This is a genomic window from Candidatus Binatia bacterium (assembly GCA_036504975.1).
Taxonomy (GTDB): domain Bacteria; phylum Desulfobacterota; class Binatia; order UBA9968; family UBA9968; genus JAJPJQ01.
Genome location: DASXUF010000026.1, coordinates 1 through 20,277 on the forward strand (window position 1 = coordinate 1; position 20,277 = coordinate 20,277).

The window sequence follows — 20,277 nt, forward strand, 5'->3', positions numbered from 1 at the left end:
TCATGGGGAAAAATATTTTCATCAGAAATCTCCGGAAAAACGATCTCGGCGCGATCGTCGACATCGAAGAGCGCGTCACGGGAATCGCCCGGCGCGAATACTGGGAGAAGCGGATCGAGATCTCCGAGGCGATCCGGCCCCACTGGACGTCGCTCGTGGCCGAGGCCGACAACCGGGTCGTCGGGTTTGTTTTCGGCCGCGCGGGCGAATTGGAGTTCGGCCTGCCGGGAACCGTCGCCTGGATCGAGATCATCGGCGTCGATCCCGCCTATCGCCATCAGGGAATCGCGCGCGCGCTGCTGGAGCAGTTCACCGCCTCGGCGGAAGACCACGGCATCAAGACGATCTTCACGCTCGTCAACGACGACCAGCGCGAGATGAAAGAGTTTTTCAACCGGCTCGGCTTCGCGCAGGGAAAGATGCAGCACTTTCAAAAGGAGACGGCGGCCTGACGTATGGAACGTTATCTCGAACGGGAGCAGACCGTCCTGCGCCGCCGCGTGCGCTCGTGGGTGGCGAAGAATCTCTCCTCCCACAACGGCAACGGCGCGGATATCGACGGCGAAGCGCGCCGCCTGGTGAGCCGCCTCGGCAAGGACGGTCTCCTGGCCTACGTCGCGCCGAAAAAGTTCGGCGGTGTGCGCGAGGAGGTTCAAGCACGCGACCTGTGTTCGATCCGCGAGCAGTTGGCCTGGGGGTCGGCCCTGGCGGACACCATGTTCGCGGTCCAAGCTCTCGGAAGTTATCCGATCCTTCTCGCCGGCACCAAGGAACAGAAGAGCCGCTACCTTGCGCCGCTCGCCAAGGGGAGCGCTATCGCCGCGTTCGCCCTGACGGAGCCCGAAGCCGGCTCGGATGTCGCCTCTCTACAGACGCGCGCCGTCAAGAACGGACGGGGATACCGCTTGACCGGCGTCAAGCATTTCATCTCGAACGCGGGCATCGCGCAGACCCACGTGGTCTTCGCATCGACGGACCCGGAAAAGAAAGGCAAAGGCATCACCGCCTTCATCGTCGAGGCGGGCACGCCGGGTTTGATTCTCAAGGAAAAAACCGCGCTGCTCTCGCCCCATCCGATCGGAGTGCTCGCGTTCGCGGACTGCTTCGTGCCCGAGGGCCGCCGGCTGGGCCGCGAAGGCGACGGATTGAAGATCGCGCTCCGCACCCTGGACGCGCTCCGCTGCACGGTCGGCGCCGCCGCCGTGGGCCTGGCCCAACGCGCCCTGGACGAAGCGCTCGGCTACAGCCAACACCGCCGCCAGTTCGGCCAGGCCCTTTCGGGTTTTCAGGCAACGCAGTTGAAGCTCGCGGATATGGCGACTGAGATCGAGGCCTCGCGGCTCCTCGTCTATCGAGCCGCGGCGGCCAGCGATCGCGGCGAAGCGGACCTGGCGCTCAAATCCGCCATGGCGAAACTCTTTGCCACCGAAGCCGCGCAGCGGACCGTCGACCAGGCGGTGCAGATTCACGGCGGCAACGGCGTCGTCTCCGGCAATATCGTGGAGCGGCTCTACCGCGACGTCCGCGCGCTGAGAATCTACGAAGGGACTTCCGAGATCCAAAAACTCGTGATCGCAAGAAATTTACTGAAGAGGGAGCAGACGCATGGACTTTGATCTCACCGAAGAGCTGGCGGCGGTGCGCGAGCTGGCGCGGGAGTTTTCCGAGAAGGAAATCGCGCCCAAGGCGGCCGAGGACGATCGCGAGCACCGCTTTCGCCGCGATCTGGTGGAAAAGATGGGCGAGCTTGGATTTTTCGGCTGCACCCTGCCGGAAGACTGCGGCGGCAACCATTTGGGCTTTCTCGCGCTCGCGATCATCGCCGAGGAGATCTCGCGCGCGCACAGCGCGATCCGCGTCTACATCAACATGCAGAGCGGCCCCGCGACGACGATCGCGGACTTCGGCGCCGCCGAGCAGAAGAAAAAATGGATTCCGCCGCTCGTACGCGGCGAGACGATCGGCTGCTTCGCGATCACCGAGCCCGACGCCGGCTCGGACGTCGCGGCGATGCGCGCGACGGCGGCGCGAAAAAACGGCGGCTACGTCCTCAACGGAACGAAAACGTGGATCTCGAACGCGCCGGTAGCGGACGCGGGAATCATTTTCGCCTACACCGACCGGCCGCTGAAGCACAAGGGCATGTCGGCCTTTTACGTCGATCTCAACCAGAAGGGCGTAAGCCGGAGAACGCTGGAAAAAATGGGCGCGCACGCTTCGCCCACCGGCGAGCTGACTTTCGACAACGTTCCGGTGCCGGCGGAAAACCTGATCGGTCGGGAAGGCGAGGGTTTCAAGATCTGCATGACCCACTTGAATCACACGCGCCTCACCTGCGCCGCGGGCGCCGTCGGTCTCGCGCGCGCCGCGCGCGAAGCCGCGGTCGCTTACGCGAACCAGCGCGAGCAGTTCGGCCAGAAAATAGGCATGTTTCAAATGAACCAGGATCTGATCGCGCAGATGATCGTCCACGAAGAGAGCGCGCGCGTCCTCGTCTATCGCGCGGCGTCGCTGGCAGACCAGGGCCGGCCGCACAGTTTGGAGACGACTATCGCCAAATACGCCGCGGCGGAAGCCGCGGCCTTCAATGCCGACGCGGCGGTAAAGATTCTCGGCGCTTACGGCTACTCGACCGAATTTCCCGTCGAGCGCTATCTACGCGACGCCAAGTCGTACCAGATCGTCGAGGGCTCGGCGAATATCTTGAAGCTCATCATCGCCCAGGATGCCCTCGGCTACAGGAGGGCCAACCGATGACCGCCGAATCGTCCGCGCTCGCCAGGATCGCGCCGCCGCCGAACGGTAACGACGCAGAGCCGCTGCCGCAAAAACAAGCGCCCGCGCCGGAGACGATGGAAACGAAGCTGAAAGAATTGGAAGAGCGGCGCCAAAAAATCCAGCAGGGCGGCGGGCCGAAGCTCCAGGAGAAGCAGCGCGCGCAAGGCAAGATGACGGCGCGCGAGCGCATCGACTACCTCCTCGATCCCGGAACTTTCGTGGAGTTCGATCTGTTCGCGCGCCACATCGGCGGGGACTACGGCCTCGACAAGGCCGAGGTCCCCGCCGACGGCGTCATCACCGGCCACGGCAAGATCGACGGCCGCGACGTGTTCGTCTACTCGGAAGACTTTACCGTGATCGCGGGCACCTACGGCGAGCGCCACGGAAAGAAAATCTGCAAGACCGTCGATCTGGCGCGCAAGATGGGCGCGCCCGTCATCGGCATCAACGACTCGGGCGGCGCGCGCGTCACCGAAGAGATGGGCTCGCTCAGTGAATACGGCCAGCTCTTCTTCCGCCACGTACGCGCTTCGGGCGTCATCCCGCAGATCGCGCTCGTGATGGGACCGGTCGCCGGCGGCCAGGCGTATTCGCCGGCGCTGATGGATTTTATCTTCATGGTGAAAAAGACGAGCTACATGTTCATCGCCGGCCCGCCGCTCGTCGAGGCCGTCGTCTTCGAGAAAACGACCAATGAGCTGTTGGGCGGGCCGGCGATTCACGCGCGCGTGAGCGGCGTCTCGGATCTCACCGCCAACGACGACAGAGACTGCCTCGACCGGACCAAGCTTCTCTTGAGCTATCTCCCGTCCAACAGCGGCGGAGCGCCGCCGATAAAATTGATCGGCGACGACCCTGACCGGCGCGACGAAGATTTACTGACGGTCATTCCCGCGGACCAGAAAAAATCCTACGACATTCACGACGTGGTCCAGCGCATCGTCGATCGCGAAAGCTTCTTCGAGATCAAAAAAGATTACGCGCCGAACCTCGTCGTCGGCTTCGCCCGCTTTCACGGCCGTCCCGTCGGCGTCGTCGCCAACAATCCGAAATTTCTCGCCGGATGTCTCGACGTGAACGCCTCCGACAAAGGCTCGCGCTTCATCCGTTTTTGCGACGCCTTCAATATCCCGCTGGTGAACCTGCAAGATATCCCCGGCTTTTTGATCGGCACCTCGATGGAGCGCCAGGGGATCATCCGCCACGGCGCCAAGATGCTCTACGCCTTCGCCGAGGCGACCGTGCCGAAAATCACCGTCGTCCTGCGCAAGGCCTACGCCGGCGGCTACCTCTCGATGTGCAGCAAAGATCTCGGCGCCGACTTCGTCTTCTCGCTGCCGACGGCGGAGGTCTGCCTGATGGGCCCGGAGGGCGCGGTCAATATTCTTTTCCGCAAAGAGATCGCCGAGGCGAAAGATGCGGAGGCCGTGCGCGGCGCCCGGCTCAAAGAATTTTTCGACAAGTACGTGAATCCTTATTATTCGGCGGCCGAGCAGCACGTCGACGACATCATCGACCCGCGCGACATGCGGCCGAGAATCATCCGCGCGCTCGATCTGTGCGCGGGAAAAACCGACGAGCCGCCGAGAAAGAAGCACGGGCTGATGCCGGTGTGAGTCCTATGAACGTCGCCGAATCTCTCAAGGCCATCTCGCTGCAGACCGGCATTATCTATGGACCCCTGCGCTCGCGGCGGCTCGGCCTCTCGCTCGGAATCAACCTGTTGCCCGAGGATTATAAGCTCTGCTCGTTCAACTGCGTTTACTGCCAATATAGCTGGACCGCGGAGCCGGTGGTCGAGGCGACGCACGCGCTGAAAGATCTGCCGCGCCCGATCGAAGTGGCCGACGCTCTGGAGAAGGCGCTGAAAGCGATCGTCAGAAAACGGCAGAAACTCGACGCCGTCACGTTCTCCGGCAACGGCGAGTCGACGCTCCATCCCGACTTCCCGGCCATCGTCGAGACGGCGCGAAGCCTGCGGGATAAATACCTGCCGCAGGCCAAGCTCGCCGTGTTGTCCAACTCGGCGACGGTGACGCGGCCGGAGATTCGCGCGGCGCTCGACCGCCTCGATTTGAGAATCATGAAGCTCGACGCCGGCAGCGAGGAGATCATCCATCAACTGAACGGGCCGGCGCCGCCGTTTTACCTGAGGGAGATCGTGACCGGCTTGAAAGACTTGAAGGACGTGATCCTGCAATCGCTGTTCGTCCAGGGAAGAATCACCAACGCCGATCCGGATTCGGTCGCGCTCTGGATCGAAAGCGTGCGGGAGATCCGCCCGCTTGCCGTCCAGATCTACACTCTCGACCGCGTCCCGGCGGATGCGCGCATCTGGAAGGTCAACCGGCCGACGCTCGAATGGATCGCGAGCCAGGCGCGCTGGCGCGCCGGCGTGAAAGCGGAAATTTATTGACGCTCGTTAGGAAGACGATGTAAAAGGAGTTTGGATGAGCTGGAAGACCGCCAAGCTGATCTTTTACCTCGGTACCCTGGTCTCGCTCCTGCTCTTTCTTGGACTCACCGTAGACACCCACCGGCAGGTCGAGACCTTGACGAACGCCGACCGCCTCAGCCCTGAGGTGGTTGCCGGCAAGCGCGTCTGGCACAAGTACAACTGCAACGACTGCCATACCATCTTAGGCTTCGGCTCCTACTATGCTCCCGACATGACCAAGGCTTACTGGCGCCTGGGCGGCGAAGGGATCAAGGCCGTGGTCCGTAATCCGGAAAAATTCACCACCTGGCGGAAGATGCCGCGCATTCCCATCACGGAAAAAGAGTTGGAAGATCTGGCGGCGTTTCTTAAATGGACGAGCGAGATCGACACCAACGAGTGGCCGCCGCAAGATCAGAAGCTCCGGCCGGCCGCGCGGCGCGCCGTCGCCCTCGGCCTGAGCCCGGGCGCGACGCTCTTTCAGGAAAAGGGCTGCTTCGCCTGCCATCGCTTGAACGAGACCGGAGGGCTCCTCGGTCCGGACCTGACGCGCGTCGGCGCCCGCTTGCCCTACGAGACGATCGAGAAAGTTCTGGTCGATCCCCGCTCGGTCAAGCCCGACGGGATCATGCCGCCCGCGCCGCTCTCGCGCGAAGAGACGCAGGCGCTGGCCAAGTTTCTCGCGGAGATGAAATGACGACTTCAACCGGGAGCGTTTTATGTCGGTGACCTATCAATCGCAGCGGGTCGCCTATCCTTACTTCGTGATCGCGCTGCTGCTTTTTTTGCTTCAAGTGGTGGTCGGGATCTGGCTCGCCGTTCATTACGCCGTCACGATCCCGCAGTGGCTGGTCGATATTCTTCCGTTCAGCACCGTGCGCGCGATCCACACGAACCTGCTCGTGCTGTGGCTTCTGTTGGGCTTCATGGGAACGACGTATTACATGATCCCCGAAGAAAGCGAGCGCGAGCTTTACAGTCCGAAGCTCGCCTATGTGCAGCTCGGGCTGCTCACCGCCGTGGGTGTAACCGCCATCGTGGGCTTTCTCTTCGGCTGGACCAAGGGCAAGCCGCTGCTGGAGATTCCGTTTCCTCTCGACTATCTGGTCGTGGTCGGCGCCCTGATATTTCTCTTCAACGTCGGCGTCACGATCATCCAGGCGCGCCGCTGGACGGTGATTCAGGGATCTCTCTTCGGCGGACTGGTGTTTCTGGCCGTGATGTATCTGTTCAATCTTCCTTTTTACAACAACCTCACGATCGACTGGTATTACTGGTGGTGGGTGATCCATCTCTGGGTGGAAGGCGCGTGGGAGCTGATCGCGGCGGCGCTGACCGCGTGGATCCTCATCAAGGTCACCAGCGTGCCGCGCGAGACGGTGGAGAAATGGCTCTACGTCGAGCTCGGGCTCTTCCTTTTTACCGGGATCACCGGCACCGGTCACCACTACTATTGGCTCGGCGCGCCAAAATACTGGCTGTGGTTCGGCGGCGTCTTCAGCGCGCTCGAGCCGCTGCCGATTCTCTTGATGGTCGTGGATGCCGGTCACTACGTGCGCAACCGGCGGAGCGAGATCAAAGGCAAGCTCGTCTTCACTCTCGCCAGCGGCATGGCCATTCTCCACTTGATCGGCGCCGGCTTCTGGGGCTTCCTCCACACCTTGCCGCAGATCAATTACTACACGCACGGCAGCCAGGTGACGGTGGCCCACGGCCACATCGCTTTTTTCGGCGCGTATGTCCTTCTGAACATTATGTTCTTCTACTACGCGATGCCGAAGCTCAAAGGATTGGACGAATTCGACGAACGGCGCGGCAACCTGGCTTTCTGGTGGATGAGCATCGCGATGATGCTGATGACCCTCGCCTTCAGCGTGGCGGGCGTGCTGCAAACTTATATCGAGCGCGTCATGGGGCTGGGGTATATGACGGCCCAGGCGCAGATGCGCTTCTGGTTCGCGATCCTCGTTGTCCTCGGCGTTTCGTTGCTCTTCGGCGTCGTCCTGACCGTCGTGGATCTGCTGACGCTGCGACCGGTGCCCGCGCGCCGCGCATAATTGTATTCTTGTAACCTGGCAAGGCGGACGCGCCGGCCAAACGGTTCCGTCTCTTTTTTGACATCCTTTCCCACGGCCTTCCTATTTTTAAGAAAATCAACCGTACCGCCGGTCAAAATGATCCGTGTTTCCAACGCGGTGGCGTAGCGGTCTGTGGCATGCGATTTGCGGCTTGGACTTACATGGAGGCCTACACTTATTCTCAGGAGGTCCATCATGGAACAGCATGCCGCTGAGTCTCAACGCGTGAGTCATGAACATCATCATTTCGATACCGCCACCGAAGCTCTTAAAGCCGAGCACCGGGTGATCGAGAGGGTCCTCGACGCTTTGGAGAAGCTCGCGAAGACCGCCGAAAGCTCTTTGCTGGCGGACTGGGCGAAGGCGATCGACTTCGCCCGCAACTTCGCCGACCAATGCCACCACCTGAAGGAAGAGAAGCTCTTGTTTCCCGCGCTGGAAGAGCGCGGCATCCCGCGCGAGGGCGGTCCGATCGGCCTGATGCTGGCCGAGCACGAGGAAGGCCGGGGGTATGTGCGCGCGATGGCGGCGGCGCTGGAAGCGGCGGCCCGAGATCCGATAGGCGCGCGCATTACGCTGCGCAGAAAGGCCGACGCTTACATACGGCTTCTCCGCGAGCATATACATAAAGAAGACGAAGTTCTCTTCCTGTTGGCGGACGGCGTCCTCAGCTCATCAGAGCAGAAGGAGCTGCTGCGCGAGTTCGAGGAGCACGAGCTCAACGAGATGGGCTCGGGCGTTCATGAGAAGTATCTCGCGATCGTTCATGAATTGAGCTAGGCGACAGCCGAACGCGGCCCCAATTCCTCAACGAAAGGAGGGCAAAATGTTCGCAAGGAATATCATGACCAAAGAGGTCGTCACAGTCAGCGCAGCTGCGACGGTCACAGAGGCGGCGCGGATCCTGACGCAGCAGCAGCTAAGCGGCGCGCCAGTGGTGAACGAACATGGACAAATCGTGGGAGTTGTCTCTGAGACCGACATCGTTGCCAATAAGGGCCGGCAGGTAAAAGATATCATGAGCAAGAAAGTTTTCAGCATCACCGAAGAGACCCCGGTCGAAGAGATCGCTGCGCTCATGATGACGCGCAGGATCAAACGGCTCCCCGTCATGCGTGGACAAGAATTAGTGGGTATCGTCAGTCAAGCGGATATTGTCGCGGTCGTCGCCATAGGGAAACACTTCACGACATACGCGCCGATCTACGATTTGTGATTGGTTCTCGACCCGCGTCAAAGACCGGCCGCCGGCCGCCGGCCGCCGAGCGTTGAGCACAGGCTTGCGTCTCACTGTACCGGGATAAAGTCTCACGCGAGAGCAGTATGTGAAAAGAAAAAGAATTTTTCGCAATCCTGCGAATCGCAAGCCGCATAATCCTAAAATTAGGAAGGGCATGTGGACGAACCCCCCGATCTCGGCGATTTTTCGCTCAATCCCTGGCATATTTAGTGCTCCACCCATCAGTTAGAAGTCCGGTTAAAGGAAATATCGCATGAATAGGATCAAAAAGATCCTCGCGCCGACCGATCTCTCGGAACTCTCGCTGGCGGGGGTCCGTTACGCTCTGGAGCTTGCCCGTAGGTCCGGGGCCGAAGTCGTGGTTTATTACGTCGTCTGGAGCGACGAATTTTTACGCTACGAGCTTTCACACTTGCGATCGCCCTTGTTGGCCCCCGTCCTGCGGAAACACCGCGCTCAACTCGGCGCCTTTCTCGACAGAAATTTTGCCACCATTCTACCGCTGGTCGAGCTCAGGCAGGAGGTCGAGGTGGGAATTCCCGAGAAAAATATCGTAGCTAAGGCCGACGGGGAAAACTTCGACCTGATCGTTCTCTCCACGCATGGACGGGCGGGTCTCTCTCACATGATCACGGGGAGCGTCACGGAAAACGTCGTACGCCATGCCCCCTGCCCGGTGCTCTCGATACGGCCGACGCCGGAGGAGAAAACTGCCAAAAAAGCCGCCTGACCCGGAGACGTCGCCATGAAAACCCTGTCGAGCCCCGTTCCCGATCGAGCCGACCTCACCATCGACGAAGTATTTTTCGACCATGTATGGAGGAGCCGCGCCAGGAGCGGAGAACAGAGGCTCATGCTCGCAATCCTGGACAATGCCGTCGATTCCTTCGCCAAATACGCCGGCGCGGACGACGAAAGGGGGAAAGAAATTTTCACAGAGACCGAGGCATGGCTCCTGGAGCAAAACAATGACTGGATTTTTTCTTTTGAAAACGTCTGCGAGACGCTCGGGATCGATGCATCTTACCTGCGCGCGGGACTTTATCGGCTAAAGAAGATGGAGCATCGAAGAGCCTCGGAGAAAAGCCAACGCCGCCCCGTCGGATCGCGGCCGCAAAGCGAACGACGGGCCGCGTAAGGGATGCCGGGCTGGCTATGATCGAGGAGCTGCCGACGCAGAAAAAATCAAAAGCCGAGGACGGCCACGCCGGCGCCGAGCCCTGCTGCCTGGAAGGCGAGCCCGGGGAGCGCGCCGCGTTGTTAAGCGCGGTGCTCGACAATTCCACCCGGGTCATTTACCTGAAGGACCGCCAGGGACGTTACCTTCTCGTTAACCGGCAGTACGAGCAAATCTTTCATCGGACGTGCCAACAAATTGCCGGCAGGACGGACCATGATATTTTCCCGCGGGAAGTCGCCGAGGCGTTCAGGGCGAATGACGTTAAAGTCCTGGAGGCCGGCGCTCCGTTGGAGTTCGAAGAGGCCGTGCCGCAAGACGACGGCGCGCATATTTATCTTTCCAACAAGTTTCCACTCCGCGACGCCGCCGGCTTCGCATACGCGATCTGCGGCATCTCGGCCGACATCACCGATCGCAAGCGTTCCGAAGAGATCGAGGCGCGCCAAAGAGTGCGGGCGGAAACCTGGCTCGACCGATTGATAGAAACCACCCAGGACGCCGTCGTCTCGATCGATCATAAGGGCCGCATCGTGGTATTCAATCCCGCGGCGGAGCGAATCTTCGGCTACACTAGAGCCGAAGCCGAAGGACGGAACGTCAGCCTTTTGATGGCCGAGCCTTTTGCCAGCGAGCATGAAGGTTATATCGAGCGCTACAAAAGGACGGGCGAGCGACGGGCCATCGGCCTCATCCGCACCGTCGTCGGGAAGCGAAAAAACGGCGAGACCTTTCCAGCCGAGCTCTCGGTGACGGAAGTCACGACCCACGAGGATATCCGCTATGCCGCGTTCATCCGCGACGTCTCGGAAAAATCGCGGCTGCAAAATCAGTTGATCGAGAGCGAGCGGCTGGCGGCGGTCGGGGCTACCGCCGCCAAGCTGGCGCACGAAATCGGCAACCCGCTGAACGGTATGGCGGTGACCGCCCAGCTCCTCGAGCGGCGGCTGGCCCGGCAGGGAGAGCTTGCGGACGAAAACATCGGGTCGGCGCTGCGTCGATTGATGGACGAGATTTCACGCCTCGGCAACCTGCTGCGCGAGTTCAGCCTGCTCTCGCGCCGGGAAAAGTACAACTTCGGACCGGTTTCGCTGTCGGCCGCGGTCGCCGACGTCCTGGCGTTGGAAAAAACGAACTACCGCGCCCTCGGCATTCGCATCGAACAATTTTTTCCCGAAGAGTTGCCCCCCGCTTATGCCGACGCCGACAAGCTCAAGCAGGCGATTTTGAATCTGGTCAAGAACGCCGCCGAGGCGATGCCGCGGGGCGGCGCGCTCACCTTCCGGGGTTACGAATCAGGATCGGAAGTCGTTCTCGAGATCATCGACACCGGTCTCGGGATCCCCGACGGCGTGGATATCTACGAACCTTTCGCCACCACGAAGCCGGATGGGACCGGTCTGGGATTGGTCATCGTCCGGCAGATCGTGTCGGCGCACGGCGGAACCGTCTCCTATACGAGCGAACGAGGAAGAGGAACCGTCTTTCGCGTAAGCTTGCCGCTTGCGGACGCGGATGCAAGCTTAGAACGGAAAACTGGATGTCGGGAAATATTTTAGTCGCCGAAGACCAGGACGCCGCGCGCGTGAGTCTCTGCGAGCTGCTCCGCGAAGAGGGATACCAGGTCCATGAAGCCGCCGACGGCGCGTCGGCGGTCCGTCTTATCGATCAACTGGATCTGGATCTCGTGCTGACCGATCTGAGAATCCCCGGACCGGACGGGCTTCAGGTGCTAAAGCACATCCGGGAAGTATCGCCGCAGACCCTGGCGATTCTGATGACGGCCTACGCCTCCGTCGACACCGCCGTCGAGGCGCTTCACCTCGGCGCCCAGGACTACATTATCAAGCCGCTCATCTTCGCGGACGTGCTCGGCAAGGTTCGCCGTCTCATGGAACACAGGAGCCTGGCGTGGGAAATCCAGATACTCAGGCGCGAAGCCTACAAGCATTCCGCGCCCGACCGGCCGGTGGGGCGCAGCCCAGCGATGCAGGCGATTCTGGCGCTGGTCGAGAAAGTCGCCGCGACCCCTTCCACCGTGCTCATCACCGGGGAAAGCGGCTCGGGGAAAGAAGTCATCGCCCGCTCGATTCACCTGCAGAGCGAGCGCAAGGGCAACGTTTTTCTCCCGGTCAATTGCAGCGCGATTCCGGAAACTCTCTTGGAAAGCCAGCTCTTCGGCTACGTCAAAGGCGCCTTCACGGGAGCGGCGGCTTCGCAGGAAGGGTTGTTTCAAAGGGCGCGCGGCGGCACGATCTTTCTCGACGAGATCGGCGAGATGCCGCTCAGCCTGCAGCCGAAGCTCCTAAGAGTCATCGAAGAGAAAAAAGTCCTGCCTGTGGGCTCTACCAACCCCATCCAGGTGGACGTGCGCATTATCGCCTCGACCAACCGCGATCTCAAAACGGAAGTCGAGGAGGAACGCTTTCGCGGCGACCTCTTCTACCGCCTGAACGTCATCGGCATCCACATCCCGCCTCTGCGCGAGCGGCGCGAGGACATTCCCCTGCTGGTGGAATATCTCGTCCGGCGCCATAACCTGGAGATGAAAAAGAGCTACAAAGGAGTGGACAACCCCACCATGCGGCTTCTGATATCGCTCCCCTGGAAAGGCAACGTCCGCGAGCTCGATAACGTTCTGGAACGCGCGATGATCCTCGGCAGCGGCGAATGGATCGTTCCCGCCGATCTGCCCGCGGGCGACGTGCCGCAGGGCGATTTAAGTTCGGACGGCACGCTGGACGCGGTGCTGAGGGGATGCGAGAGAGTGCAGATCGAAAGATCTCTCGAAGAGGCCGGGGGTGACAAACGGCGCGCCTCAGAGCATCTGGGGCTCAGTCTCTCGACGCTCTATCGAAAAATGGAGAAGCTCGGAATCGACACGAAGTAAATCGCCTTATTTCTTCACGATTAAGACCGGGCAGCGCGCGTACCTGAGCGATCTCTCCGCCACGCTGCCGAGTATGAACCGCTGGAGTCCCGTTTTTCCGTGACTTCCCATGATGATCATTGCGGCGTGAGACTTCCTCGCCACGGCGGCGATCACGTCCGCCGGGTTGAGGCCCGTGGTCAGGAGAGTCCGGCACTGCCGCGGTTTGAGACGCTTCCGCCGAACGAGCTTGGCCAAACTCGCGCGCGCGTTTTTTTCCAACGCGTCCAACACGTCGCCGAAGCCGAACTCCAATGGGAACGCGAGGGCGGTGGAGACCACGTGGAGAAGGAGCAGCTTGGCCTTGTTTTGCCGCGCGAGCCGGATCGCATAATTGAGAGCGGCTCCCGACCCCTTGGAAAAATCTACGGGAACGAGGTACGTTTTTGCCGCCATGGCTCTCCTTTGCTCCGGACGTTATCCGCCGGCTGTTTGTTTTTCGCGGCTCTTTTCCCATACCACCCGCGCAAATTTGTTTCTATGCGACCATTTGTAGGTGACGCTTCCGCCTCTCGCCTTGCCCAAGGACCTTCCCAGGCGCTGCGCGAGCTTCTCCGTGGTGGTCTCGACTCTCAAGCCGTTTTCTTTCTCGACGATCCGGACGATTCTCTCCAACGGGTTTTTCTCTCGCGCTCTCGTCTCCTCGTTCCGCAGCAACTTGAGGACTTCGCGTTTTTCGCCTGCGCCGATTCCGGAGATTTGGACGACGCCCTGCCAGTAGCGGTCCCGCATCTTCTGACACGCGGGACAATAGGTGGGCCTCACCCCGTCGCGAAGCTCGACGCGCTTTAAAATTTCCCGGCTTGGCTCGAGCGTCCAACGGCCGCGGAAATAGATGCACCCGCAGCCGCGGCAGGACAAGAGCCCTTTGGGCGCGCGGCGCGGAAGATAAATATCGCGGGCGACGTTGCCGTTTTTCTTATAACCGGTGTTGTACCTCCTCGTGCCTGAATTCACCGGATCGCCTCCCCCCTGCTGATCAACCTTTCGACCAGCGGCGACAGCGGGCTCCGCGTCACTTCCCTGAGAATGCCTTGCAACTCACCCTCGTCCAACCAGATCCCGCCACACCCCGAGCAGCGGTCCATGGTAAAATCCATAAACCTATACGTATCCAGAGCACCGCCGCACTTCGGACAGCGGAGCGGCGCGGCGTTGGCGCCCTTTTCCATCTTTTGCAGACTGGCCTTGAGCTTCTCGATCAGCTCGCGGTCCTTTTCCGCGAAGTAAATATCTTCCTTGGCCCGCTCGACAAGCCGCATGGTCTCGCCAAACCGATCTTTCTCATTCTCCATCGTCATTCAATTCCCGCATGTTCCATGCCATGCGAAGGCACGGATTTGGCCGCGTTTCAGGCGCGATCGCGTGCTCGTTTTCGCATAAATCGGAACCGGAGAAGACGGAGTTTCACTTGTGCAAAAACCCGCGCGCTTCCCGCCTCCGAATCGCGGATTTTCCGAGGGCATCATTTTTGCTGGATTCATCATCCGGGAGGAGCCGTTTATGGAAACAACAATCGCGATCAGGAGACACGAAGAAAGGCTTCTCAGAAGAAGACAGGAGATCGCCGCGGTCCTCGAGCACCTCAGACAAGAGAGCGAGGAGGTTACTGGGAACCGCCACTTCGATTGGGTGGATCAAGCGTGGGACGATAATGCAGCGCGAACCGTCGATCACCTGACGGAGCTTTACCGAGCTGAACTTGCGGGCGTCGAGCGCGCGATCGCCCGTATACGAAACGGGACCTTCGGCTCGTGCCGCGCTTGCCATCGGCCGATCGAACCGGCGCGCCTGAACTCTTTCCCCCAGACCGAGTTTTGCCGGGAATGCCGCGAGTTCAGAGAGACCTTCGAAGCGGCGGCATAAAAGGAGCCGTTCGTGATCGTCGGCAAACACATGACCGAGAATCCGGTGGTGATCGGACCGGATGATTTCCTTTCCACCGTCCAGGAAAAGATGAAAACCGGAGGATTTCGGCGCGTCCCGGTGGTCCATAATGACAGGCTGATCGGCATCGTGACCGATCGCGACCTGCGTCAATATATGGGTCTACTGGAGAAGATCAAAGTAAATGCCGTGATGACCGTGATTCTGGCAACGGTCTCACCCAGGGATACCATTGAAAAAGCGGCCCAGCTGATTCTCAAGCGCAAGATCGGAGGCCTTCCCGTGGTTGAGGAGCACAAGCTCGTCGGCGTCATCACCACGAGCGATCTGCTCCAGACATTTTTGGACGTGATGGGAGCTTCCGAGGAAGGGACTTCGAGAATCGATTTTTTGACGGGCGGTGAGGAGCCCACCCTGGCGGAAGCGTCAAAAGTCCTCCAAGAGGAAGGAGCTGAGATCTTAAGTCTCGGGACGCATCGGGAGAAATGGGATGGGGACTCGATCTTCTATCTCCGCCTGCGGTCCGCCGATCCCAACCGTCTTGCCGAGATCCTGAAACGGAGAGGCTTTACCGTTCTCGGAGTCCACGCATGAGCCCTCCCCAACGCCCCGGCTCGTAGAAACGGACCATGGCTCAAATGAAAATAAGAAAAATACTTGCTCCCACGGACCTATCCGAATTGTCTAGAGCAGGCCTGAGGTACGGTCTCGAGGTGGGCAAGTCCGAAGGAGCGGAGGTTGTTGTCTATAATGTCGCCGGACCTTCCGAGGACTGGCTGTACAGGCATGATGAGTTTTACACGGCTGATCGGCTCATCGAGAAGCACAAAAAAATGCTTGACGGATTCCTCAAGATTACCTGCGCGGATTTGCTCCCTCAAGTCTCCATTCGGCAGGATGTGGGCTTCGGAGTTTCTTATAAAATGATCGTCAAAAAGGCTAAGGAGGAAAAAGCCGATCTCATCGTCATGTCCACGCACGGTTGGATGGGTTTGCTACACGCGCTGATTGGAAGCGTCACGGAAAAGGTCGTCAGAACGGCTTCCTGTCCCGTGCTATCAATCCATCCGGCGTACACATCCAGAACATCGGGGATCGCCGCCTGAGAGCGAAGGGTCATTATGAAAGTTAACCCTGAAGATTATTCCCTCCTGGCGAAAAGTTTTTATGACGACGACCCTTATACCTCGTGCACAAGCCGTTCATCGTAACGGCCGTCGAACAGCAACGCTGCTCGTGAGCCGCAGCATATTGTTCAGCACGAGTTCGGCAATGCGATAGGCTTCTTGCTCATCGTCCACGACCTCCATCGACGCATCTATGACAGCCCCGACTAAGTCTCCCACGGTCGTGACCAGTGCCGGATCTTCGACATTTTTTCTTAAAGCATTCATCGCATTTCCTCCTGAATTGGTAAGGAGCAAATTTAATACCGGGCGGGGCTTCGCAATATTTCAAACGAAAATCGCGCTTTTTAAGGCTAGCCCGATGCGAGCGCGGCTCGGTTATTCTCAAAGTCAGGAAGAGTTAAGCCCTGAGCACTCGCCGATGCGAAAAACAGGAGAATCGCAGGAATGCAAAGCAAAAGAGACTCGTTTGTGCCAGTTTTGACAAAGAGCCGCCTTAAACTCTCAGGCTTTGATCGATTTTCCTGGCACGCTAGTTGCGGAATATTTTTCTTAGAAAATAATCGAAAAAGGAGATGGCCATGTCGCTACGAGAATTTTGCCAACGCAAAGTCATCAGCATCTCTCCGGAAAGCAATATCTTGGAGGCCTGCCGTCTCATGGAAACGAACAACATCGGCTGCCTCGTCGTTCAGGAGCGCGGCAAGATGTGCGGCATTCTGACCGACCGCGATATTGCTTTGAAGGTGACGGGAGAGAGCAGGAATCCGCAGAAGACCAAGGCGCGGGAGGTCATGAGCCACAGCCCGGTCAGGATCCCGGTGGAGCAGAGCCTTCAACAGCTCACCAACCTTATGCGGGTTCACCGAGTCCGCCGCGTTCCCATCGTTAACGGCATGGATGAGGTGTTGGGGATCGTCACCATGGACGACATTATCGCGTTGTTGAGCGGCGAGATGTCGGATCTAGGCAGGACGGTCGGAGAAATGCTACCGACCGGGACCGCGTAGTCCAAGATCGTCGGGACTGTCGAGGCGGCGCTTGCCGCATCAAATGGATCTCAGCCTTCGGCCGTCCGGTTCAAATGGCTTCTGCTGAGGATTTCCACAACCTCTTCGTCGGTCACCTGAGAGAAGTCTTTGAAAAACTCACCGACCGCCGAAAATTCCGCCGGGCGCTGCAAGCAAACCACCTCGTCCGACTCCGCAGTCATCCGGCGGAGCGTTCGCGGCGGTGCGACAGCCGTCGCCGCGATCAGCCGCTCCGGTTTCTTCGTCCGGATGCTGCGCAGCGCGGCGATCATCGTCGCGCCCGTGGCGATGCCGTCGTCCACGACGATGACGATTCGTCCCGATGGATCAATCGCCGGCCGCAGAGTATACATGGAGCGGCGTTTTTGCAGTCGTTCGAATTGCCTTCGCGCCTCCGCAGCGATGTAGTCCGTGCCGATTCCCAGCTCAGGAAGGCGTTCGGATAGATAAACCTCGCTGGATTCGTCCACAGACCCTATGGCGAGCTCCGGTTGGCCGGGCGCGCCGAGTTTGTGCACCAAGACGACGTCCAATTCTCCGCCGAGCGCCTCGGCGATGATCTTGGCCATGGGAACGGCGCCGCGCGGGATGGCCAGAACCAAGGGATTCTTGCCTCTGTAGGAAGTCAGCCTTTGCGCCAACAGATGGGCGGCGTGCTCGCGGTTTTTGAATAACATAGTTCCCTCTCTCTTCGCCCTTTGCCTGGTTCCGCGCAAACTCTAGGCCTTGCCGGATCGGCCGTGGTTGTCGCGGCGTCCAAAAGATTTGCCGCTCGACCCGCCGTCGTGTTGCTCGACGAACAATTGGAGCAGGTCCGTGACGCTGATAATTCCTATGAGTTTTCCCTCCTCCACCACGGGCAAAGAACCGATCCGGTATTGAATCATCAGATTCGCCGCTTCGATCAATCCGGTCGCCGGCGAGACCACGAGCGGATCGGGGCTCATCGCGCAGGAGACTTGCATGTTCTGCAGGTGATCGCGGATTTCCTGCTCGTCACGGAACAGCGGATAGGAAGGAGAAACCTGGCGGATGTCGCGATCGGTGACGATCCCGATGAGCTTGCCGCGCTCGAGCACGGGCAGCTCCCGGATATTATGTTTGACAAAAAGACGGATCGCGTCGGCGAGCGGCGCATTCGGGCCGATCGTGATGGGCGACAAGCTCATACGGTGACGGACTTCCGTCGAGTTGTTTACTCTGCTCCCAGCCGGTCCTGTCCAACGAAGGCAGGACGGATCTTCTTTCTTCGTCTTTTGGCTGCCGAGTCCGGAGGTTCGAGATCGATCCAACATAAGACCTCCCTAAGTTAAAAGCCCCTTACCGGCATGGGCATCCGGCGAATTATTTGTAAGGCAGCAATATTCATGCCCCATGGACGGGAAGACGACGGCGATCCTTTCGATCGGCCTCGGAAATTTCTCACGATTGGGATTTAAGGCTGCGAAAGTTTTTCATTCGTGGGAAATAAAAGAACCTAAAATACAGAACACTCCCCGCGCTTGCTCGATTACGCATTGGCCATGGCTGGCACAATAATTGGACAACGAATCATTCGCTCGAAGTCTAAGAAGTTCATCTTCTAGTCAGGAGGAACACGCCATCGAACTCCCGCTGCAAGTGACGTTTCGCAACATGCCTCCTTCCGAGGCGATCGAGACCAACATTCGCGAGAAAGCGGCCAAGCTCGACGATTTTTATGAAAAAATCATGGGGTGTAGAGTCCTGGTCGAAGCGCCGCACCGGCACCACCGTAAAGGCAAGCTTTACCACGTGCGCATCGACCTGACGCTCCCCGGCGGCGAGATCGTGATCGATCGAGAGCCGAGCCTGCACGCCTCGCACAAAGACATCTATGTTGCCATCCGCGACGCCTTTGATGCCGCTCGTCGCAAGCTCCAGGACTTCGCCCGGCGCCGCCGCGGGGTTATGAAAGTCCATGAGCCGATGCCTCTGGGGCGCGTCGCAAAAATCTTCTCAGATAAGGGTTTCGGGTTTCTCGAGACCGCCGATGGCAGGGAAATATACTTCCACGGCAACAGCGTGCTTGAGCCGGGGTTCGCCCGGCTGCAAGTAGGCACTGAGGTCACCTTCGCCGAAGAGCAGGACGCCAACGGACCCCAAGCCAGCACGGTGAAATTTTCATCACGCCACTAACCTGCCGCGGCGATCTTTTGGAGCCCGTTTTCTTCTGCCGGATGAAGACAAAGAACCGGGCAAGGAATATTGACTACGATCTTGGCCGCCAGGCTGTCGAAAAACCGCCTGGATAAATCACTCGGCGCATCGGTCGAGATCACCACCAGGTCCGCGCCTTCTCTTTTCACCCATTCGACGATGTTTTTTTCCGGCACGCCGATCTCCACTCTCTCCCGGATCCTCACCCAGGGAACGAGATCCGAAAAGTGTTGATTGAGGAATCGGGCGAGATCGAGCTGGCTTTTCTTCCGCAGCCGCTCATACTGCGGCGACGTGATGTCGATCCAACCGCTCTCGGCAGATAAGCGAAACGGCTCCGCCAGATCGCTGCAATTCACCACGTGGTAGACGGTGACTTCCGCGCCCAGAGTCCGGGCCAAGTTCAGCGCATAGCGCACCCCTTCCTCAGAGAATTTAGACAGATCCGTCAACGCGAGGATATTTTTGATCTTGCTCATCCGGCCTCCTCCGCCCGATGCAAATGGCTTTCGATCAGGCGATACGAGGCGCACAAACCGTGCCATATCAAAGTCGCGCCGGCGGTATGAATTTTTCTCGCCGTTTTGCAAGTTTGCGAAGGATGTGCGGTTATCGTTGTCAAAATCGCATCGATTCCGATATTTTCCGGCGTCACGGCTGCGGCAAGGCATTTGCATTCAGGTTAGACATTGAGGTTCCCCTCGTTTGCGCTGGATCCTGATCATGCTTCTCGCAATTTTGACGGCAGGCTGCGTCGGCCAAGAGAGCATGGCGTATTACGACAGGGCCTTCGAATTGTTTGTTCTTGTAGCCGCCGTCTTCGCTTATGCGATCGCGAAAGTACTATTTCTCCGCGATAGACGGCGCGGACCGGCCCGGCGTTGAGCTTCAAGCACCATATCGGCTCTTCAGGCGGCCTTGCGATATCTGCTTTCGGTCAACGAGATAATCATGGGATTGACGAGCTTCCTAAAATCCCCGTAGCTCATCCTCACGGTTTGCTGGTGGTTCCCCGCGTTGAAGAAGATTTCCTCCTCTGTCTCGAGCGCGGGATCGACATAGACCGGCAGGCCGAAAAGGTTGCCGAACGGCGGCATCGCGCCGATCTCGCAGCCGGGAAAGAGCGCGTCGAATTCCTTTTCGCCGGCTACCGAGACGTCTCTCGCCGCCAGCGCAAGCCGCGCCTTTCTCAAGCTGACCATTCGGTTTCCCGGCACGACGGCCATCGCGTAAGAGCCGTTGGCCTTGAGGATAACCACCTTGGCCATTTTCTTTCCTGAGTGGCGCAGGCTTTGGGCGGTTTCCTGAGCGGTGAAGGACAGGCGATGGTTGTAGATCTCGTAAGAGATCTTTGCTTCGTCCAAAGTTTTCTTCAGTTTACCTAGTATCGGCATCTTTGGCCTCCTTGCTAA

General features: G+C 59.4%; 26 protein-coding genes. 18 read left to right on the plus strand and 8 right to left on the minus strand.

From position 1 onward, the window contains the following. The 13 genes from VGL70_04040 to VGL70_04100 all read left to right on the plus strand — a co-directional run. Positions 1 to 452 (plus strand): GNAT family N-acetyltransferase (locus tag VGL70_04040; GenBank protein HEY3302691.1); only part of this gene is annotated, 452 nt, incomplete at its 5' end. 3 nt (positions 453 to 455) lie between these two features. Continuing rightward, the gene (locus VGL70_04045; protein ID HEY3302692.1) at positions 456 to 1,616 is read left to right on the plus strand and encodes an acyl-CoA dehydrogenase family protein; all 1,161 of its coding nucleotides are present in this window, start codon (positions 456 to 458) and stop codon (positions 1,614 to 1,616) included. After that, positions 1,606 to 2,757, plus strand: a complete 1,152-nt coding sequence (gene acd / locus VGL70_04050; GenBank protein ID HEY3302693.1) for a glutaryl-CoA dehydrogenase Acd — start codon at positions 1,606 to 1,608, stop codon at positions 2,755 to 2,757. Before VGL70_04045 ends, acd begins: the two co-directional genes overlap by 11 nt. Next, positions 2,754 to 4,397 (plus strand): acyl-CoA carboxylase subunit beta, encoded by a 1,644-nt coding sequence (locus tag VGL70_04055; protein HEY3302694.1) that lies wholly within the window; start codon positions 2,754 to 2,756, stop codon positions 4,395 to 4,397. Before acd ends, VGL70_04055 begins: the two co-directional genes overlap by 4 nt. Positions 4,398 to 4,402: 5 nt before the next feature. Then, on the plus strand, positions 4,403 to 5,197 hold the full coding sequence (locus tag VGL70_04060; protein HEY3302695.1) for a radical SAM protein: 795 nt from the start codon (positions 4,403 to 4,405) through the stop codon (positions 5,195 to 5,197). Between the two features lie 34 nt (positions 5,198 to 5,231). Further along, positions 5,232 to 5,915 carry a cytochrome c gene (locus tag VGL70_04065; protein ID HEY3302696.1) on the plus strand — a complete coding sequence of 228 codons (684 nt, stop codon included), beginning with the start codon at positions 5,232 to 5,234 and terminating at the stop codon, positions 5,913 to 5,915. A 22-nt stretch (positions 5,916 to 5,937) separates the two neighbouring features. Continuing rightward, positions 5,938 to 7,275 carry a cbb3-type cytochrome c oxidase subunit I gene (locus VGL70_04070; protein ID HEY3302697.1) on the plus strand — a complete coding sequence of 446 codons (1,338 nt, stop codon included), beginning with the start codon at positions 5,938 to 5,940 and terminating at the stop codon, positions 7,273 to 7,275. Between the two features lie 216 nt (positions 7,276 to 7,491). Beyond that, complete coding sequence (locus VGL70_04075) at positions 7,492 to 8,076, plus strand: hemerythrin domain-containing protein (protein ID HEY3302698.1); 585 nt, start codon at positions 7,492 to 7,494, stop codon at positions 8,074 to 8,076. Positions 8,077 to 8,122: 46 nt separating this feature from the next. Then, entirely contained in the window at positions 8,123 to 8,512 is a 390-nt protein-coding gene (locus VGL70_04080) for a CBS domain-containing protein (protein ID HEY3302699.1), read from the plus strand. A 277-nt stretch (positions 8,513 to 8,789) separates the two neighbouring features. Next, on the plus strand, positions 8,790 to 9,266 hold the full coding sequence (locus VGL70_04085) for a universal stress protein (GenBank protein ID HEY3302700.1): 477 nt from the start codon (positions 8,790 to 8,792) through the stop codon (positions 9,264 to 9,266). A 15-nt stretch (positions 9,267 to 9,281) separates the two neighbouring features. Then, positions 9,282 to 9,674: a hypothetical protein gene (locus tag VGL70_04090; GenBank protein ID HEY3302701.1), complete on the plus strand. Its 393-nt coding sequence runs from the start codon at positions 9,282 to 9,284 to the stop codon at positions 9,672 to 9,674. A 17-nt stretch (positions 9,675 to 9,691) separates the two neighbouring features. Further along, the gene (locus VGL70_04095) at positions 9,692 to 11,272 is read left to right on the plus strand and encodes a PAS domain S-box protein (protein ID HEY3302702.1); all 1,581 of its coding nucleotides are present in this window, start codon (positions 9,692 to 9,694) and stop codon (positions 11,270 to 11,272) included. Then, the gene (locus VGL70_04100) at positions 11,254 to 12,603 is read left to right on the plus strand and encodes a sigma-54 dependent transcriptional regulator (GenBank protein HEY3302703.1); all 1,350 of its coding nucleotides are present in this window, start codon (positions 11,254 to 11,256) and stop codon (positions 12,601 to 12,603) included. The genes VGL70_04095 and VGL70_04100 overlap by 19 nt, the downstream gene beginning before the upstream one ends. A gap of 6 nt (positions 12,604 to 12,609) precedes the next feature. On the opposite strand, the gene VGL70_04105 is transcribed toward VGL70_04100, so the two are convergent. From VGL70_04105 to VGL70_04115, 3 genes are read right to left on the minus strand one after another with little or no spacing between them, the layout of a single operon-like run. Beyond that, entirely contained in the window at positions 12,610 to 13,038 is a 429-nt protein-coding gene (locus VGL70_04105) for a universal stress protein (protein HEY3302704.1), read from the minus strand. Between the two features lie 21 nt (positions 13,039 to 13,059). After that, positions 13,060 to 13,599 (minus strand): BCAM0308 family protein, encoded by a 540-nt coding sequence (locus tag VGL70_04110; protein HEY3302705.1) that lies wholly within the window; start codon positions 13,597 to 13,599, stop codon positions 13,060 to 13,062. Further along, on the minus strand, positions 13,596 to 13,943 hold the full coding sequence (locus tag VGL70_04115) for a zf-TFIIB domain-containing protein (protein HEY3302706.1): 348 nt from the start codon (positions 13,941 to 13,943) through the stop codon (positions 13,596 to 13,598). Before VGL70_04115 ends, VGL70_04110 begins: the two co-directional genes overlap by 4 nt. A 202-nt stretch (positions 13,944 to 14,145) precedes the next feature. Between VGL70_04115 and VGL70_04120 the strand changes: the two genes are divergently transcribed. Genes VGL70_04120 through VGL70_04130 form a run of 3 tightly spaced genes read left to right on the plus strand, consistent with a single transcriptional unit; the run spans position 14,146 to position 15,635 of the window. Next, positions 14,146 to 14,508 (plus strand): TraR/DksA C4-type zinc finger protein, encoded by a 363-nt coding sequence (locus VGL70_04120; GenBank protein ID HEY3302707.1) that lies wholly within the window; start codon positions 14,146 to 14,148, stop codon positions 14,506 to 14,508. 12 nt (positions 14,509 to 14,520) lie between these two features. Then, positions 14,521 to 15,123 carry a CBS and ACT domain-containing protein gene (locus VGL70_04125; protein ID HEY3302708.1) on the plus strand — a complete coding sequence of 201 codons (603 nt, stop codon included), beginning with the start codon at positions 14,521 to 14,523 and terminating at the stop codon, positions 15,121 to 15,123. A gap of 35 nt (positions 15,124 to 15,158) precedes the next feature. Further along, positions 15,159 to 15,635 carry a universal stress protein gene (locus VGL70_04130; protein HEY3302709.1) on the plus strand — a complete coding sequence of 159 codons (477 nt, stop codon included), beginning with the start codon at positions 15,159 to 15,161 and terminating at the stop codon, positions 15,633 to 15,635. A gap of 96 nt (positions 15,636 to 15,731) precedes the next feature. Here VGL70_04130 and VGL70_04135 read toward each other — a convergent pair whose 3' ends face one another. Further along, the gene (locus VGL70_04135) at positions 15,732 to 15,923 is read right to left on the minus strand and encodes a hypothetical protein (GenBank protein HEY3302710.1); all 192 of its coding nucleotides are present in this window, start codon (positions 15,921 to 15,923) and stop codon (positions 15,732 to 15,734) included. A 314-nt stretch (positions 15,924 to 16,237) separates the two neighbouring features. Here VGL70_04135 and VGL70_04140 point away from each other — a divergent pair, with 314 nt between their 5' ends. Beyond that, positions 16,238 to 16,666, plus strand: coding sequence for a CBS domain-containing protein (locus VGL70_04140; GenBank protein HEY3302711.1), 429 nt, complete (start codon positions 16,238 to 16,240; stop codon positions 16,664 to 16,666). Positions 16,667 to 16,716: 50 nt separating this feature from the next. On the opposite strand, the gene VGL70_04145 is transcribed toward VGL70_04140, so the two are convergent. Together VGL70_04145 and VGL70_04150 are read right to left on the minus strand one after the other, a co-directional pair. Beyond that, entirely contained in the window at positions 16,717 to 17,364 is a 648-nt protein-coding gene (locus VGL70_04145) for a phosphoribosyltransferase family protein (GenBank protein ID HEY3302712.1), read from the minus strand. A gap of 42 nt (positions 17,365 to 17,406) precedes the next feature. Then, entirely contained in the window at positions 17,407 to 17,856 is a 450-nt protein-coding gene (locus VGL70_04150) for a CBS domain-containing protein (GenBank protein HEY3302713.1), read from the minus strand. 451 nt (positions 17,857 to 18,307) lie between these two features. Between VGL70_04150 and VGL70_04155 the strand changes: the two genes are divergently transcribed. Beyond that, a complete protein-coding gene (locus VGL70_04155; GenBank protein HEY3302714.1) occupies positions 18,308 to 18,844 on the plus strand; it encodes an HPF/RaiA family ribosome-associated protein in 537 nt (178 codons plus the stop codon). Here the strand turns inward: VGL70_04155 and VGL70_04160 are convergent. Beyond that, on the minus strand, positions 18,841 to 19,344 hold the full coding sequence (locus VGL70_04160) for a universal stress protein (protein HEY3302715.1): 504 nt from the start codon (positions 19,342 to 19,344) through the stop codon (positions 18,841 to 18,843). The genes VGL70_04155 and VGL70_04160 overlap by 4 nt on opposite strands. A 429-nt stretch (positions 19,345 to 19,773) precedes the next feature. Continuing rightward, the gene (locus VGL70_04165; GenBank protein ID HEY3302716.1) at positions 19,774 to 20,259 is read right to left on the minus strand and encodes a YbaK/EbsC family protein; all 486 of its coding nucleotides are present in this window, start codon (positions 20,257 to 20,259) and stop codon (positions 19,774 to 19,776) included. Between the last annotated feature and the right edge of the window lie 18 nt (positions 20,260 to 20,277).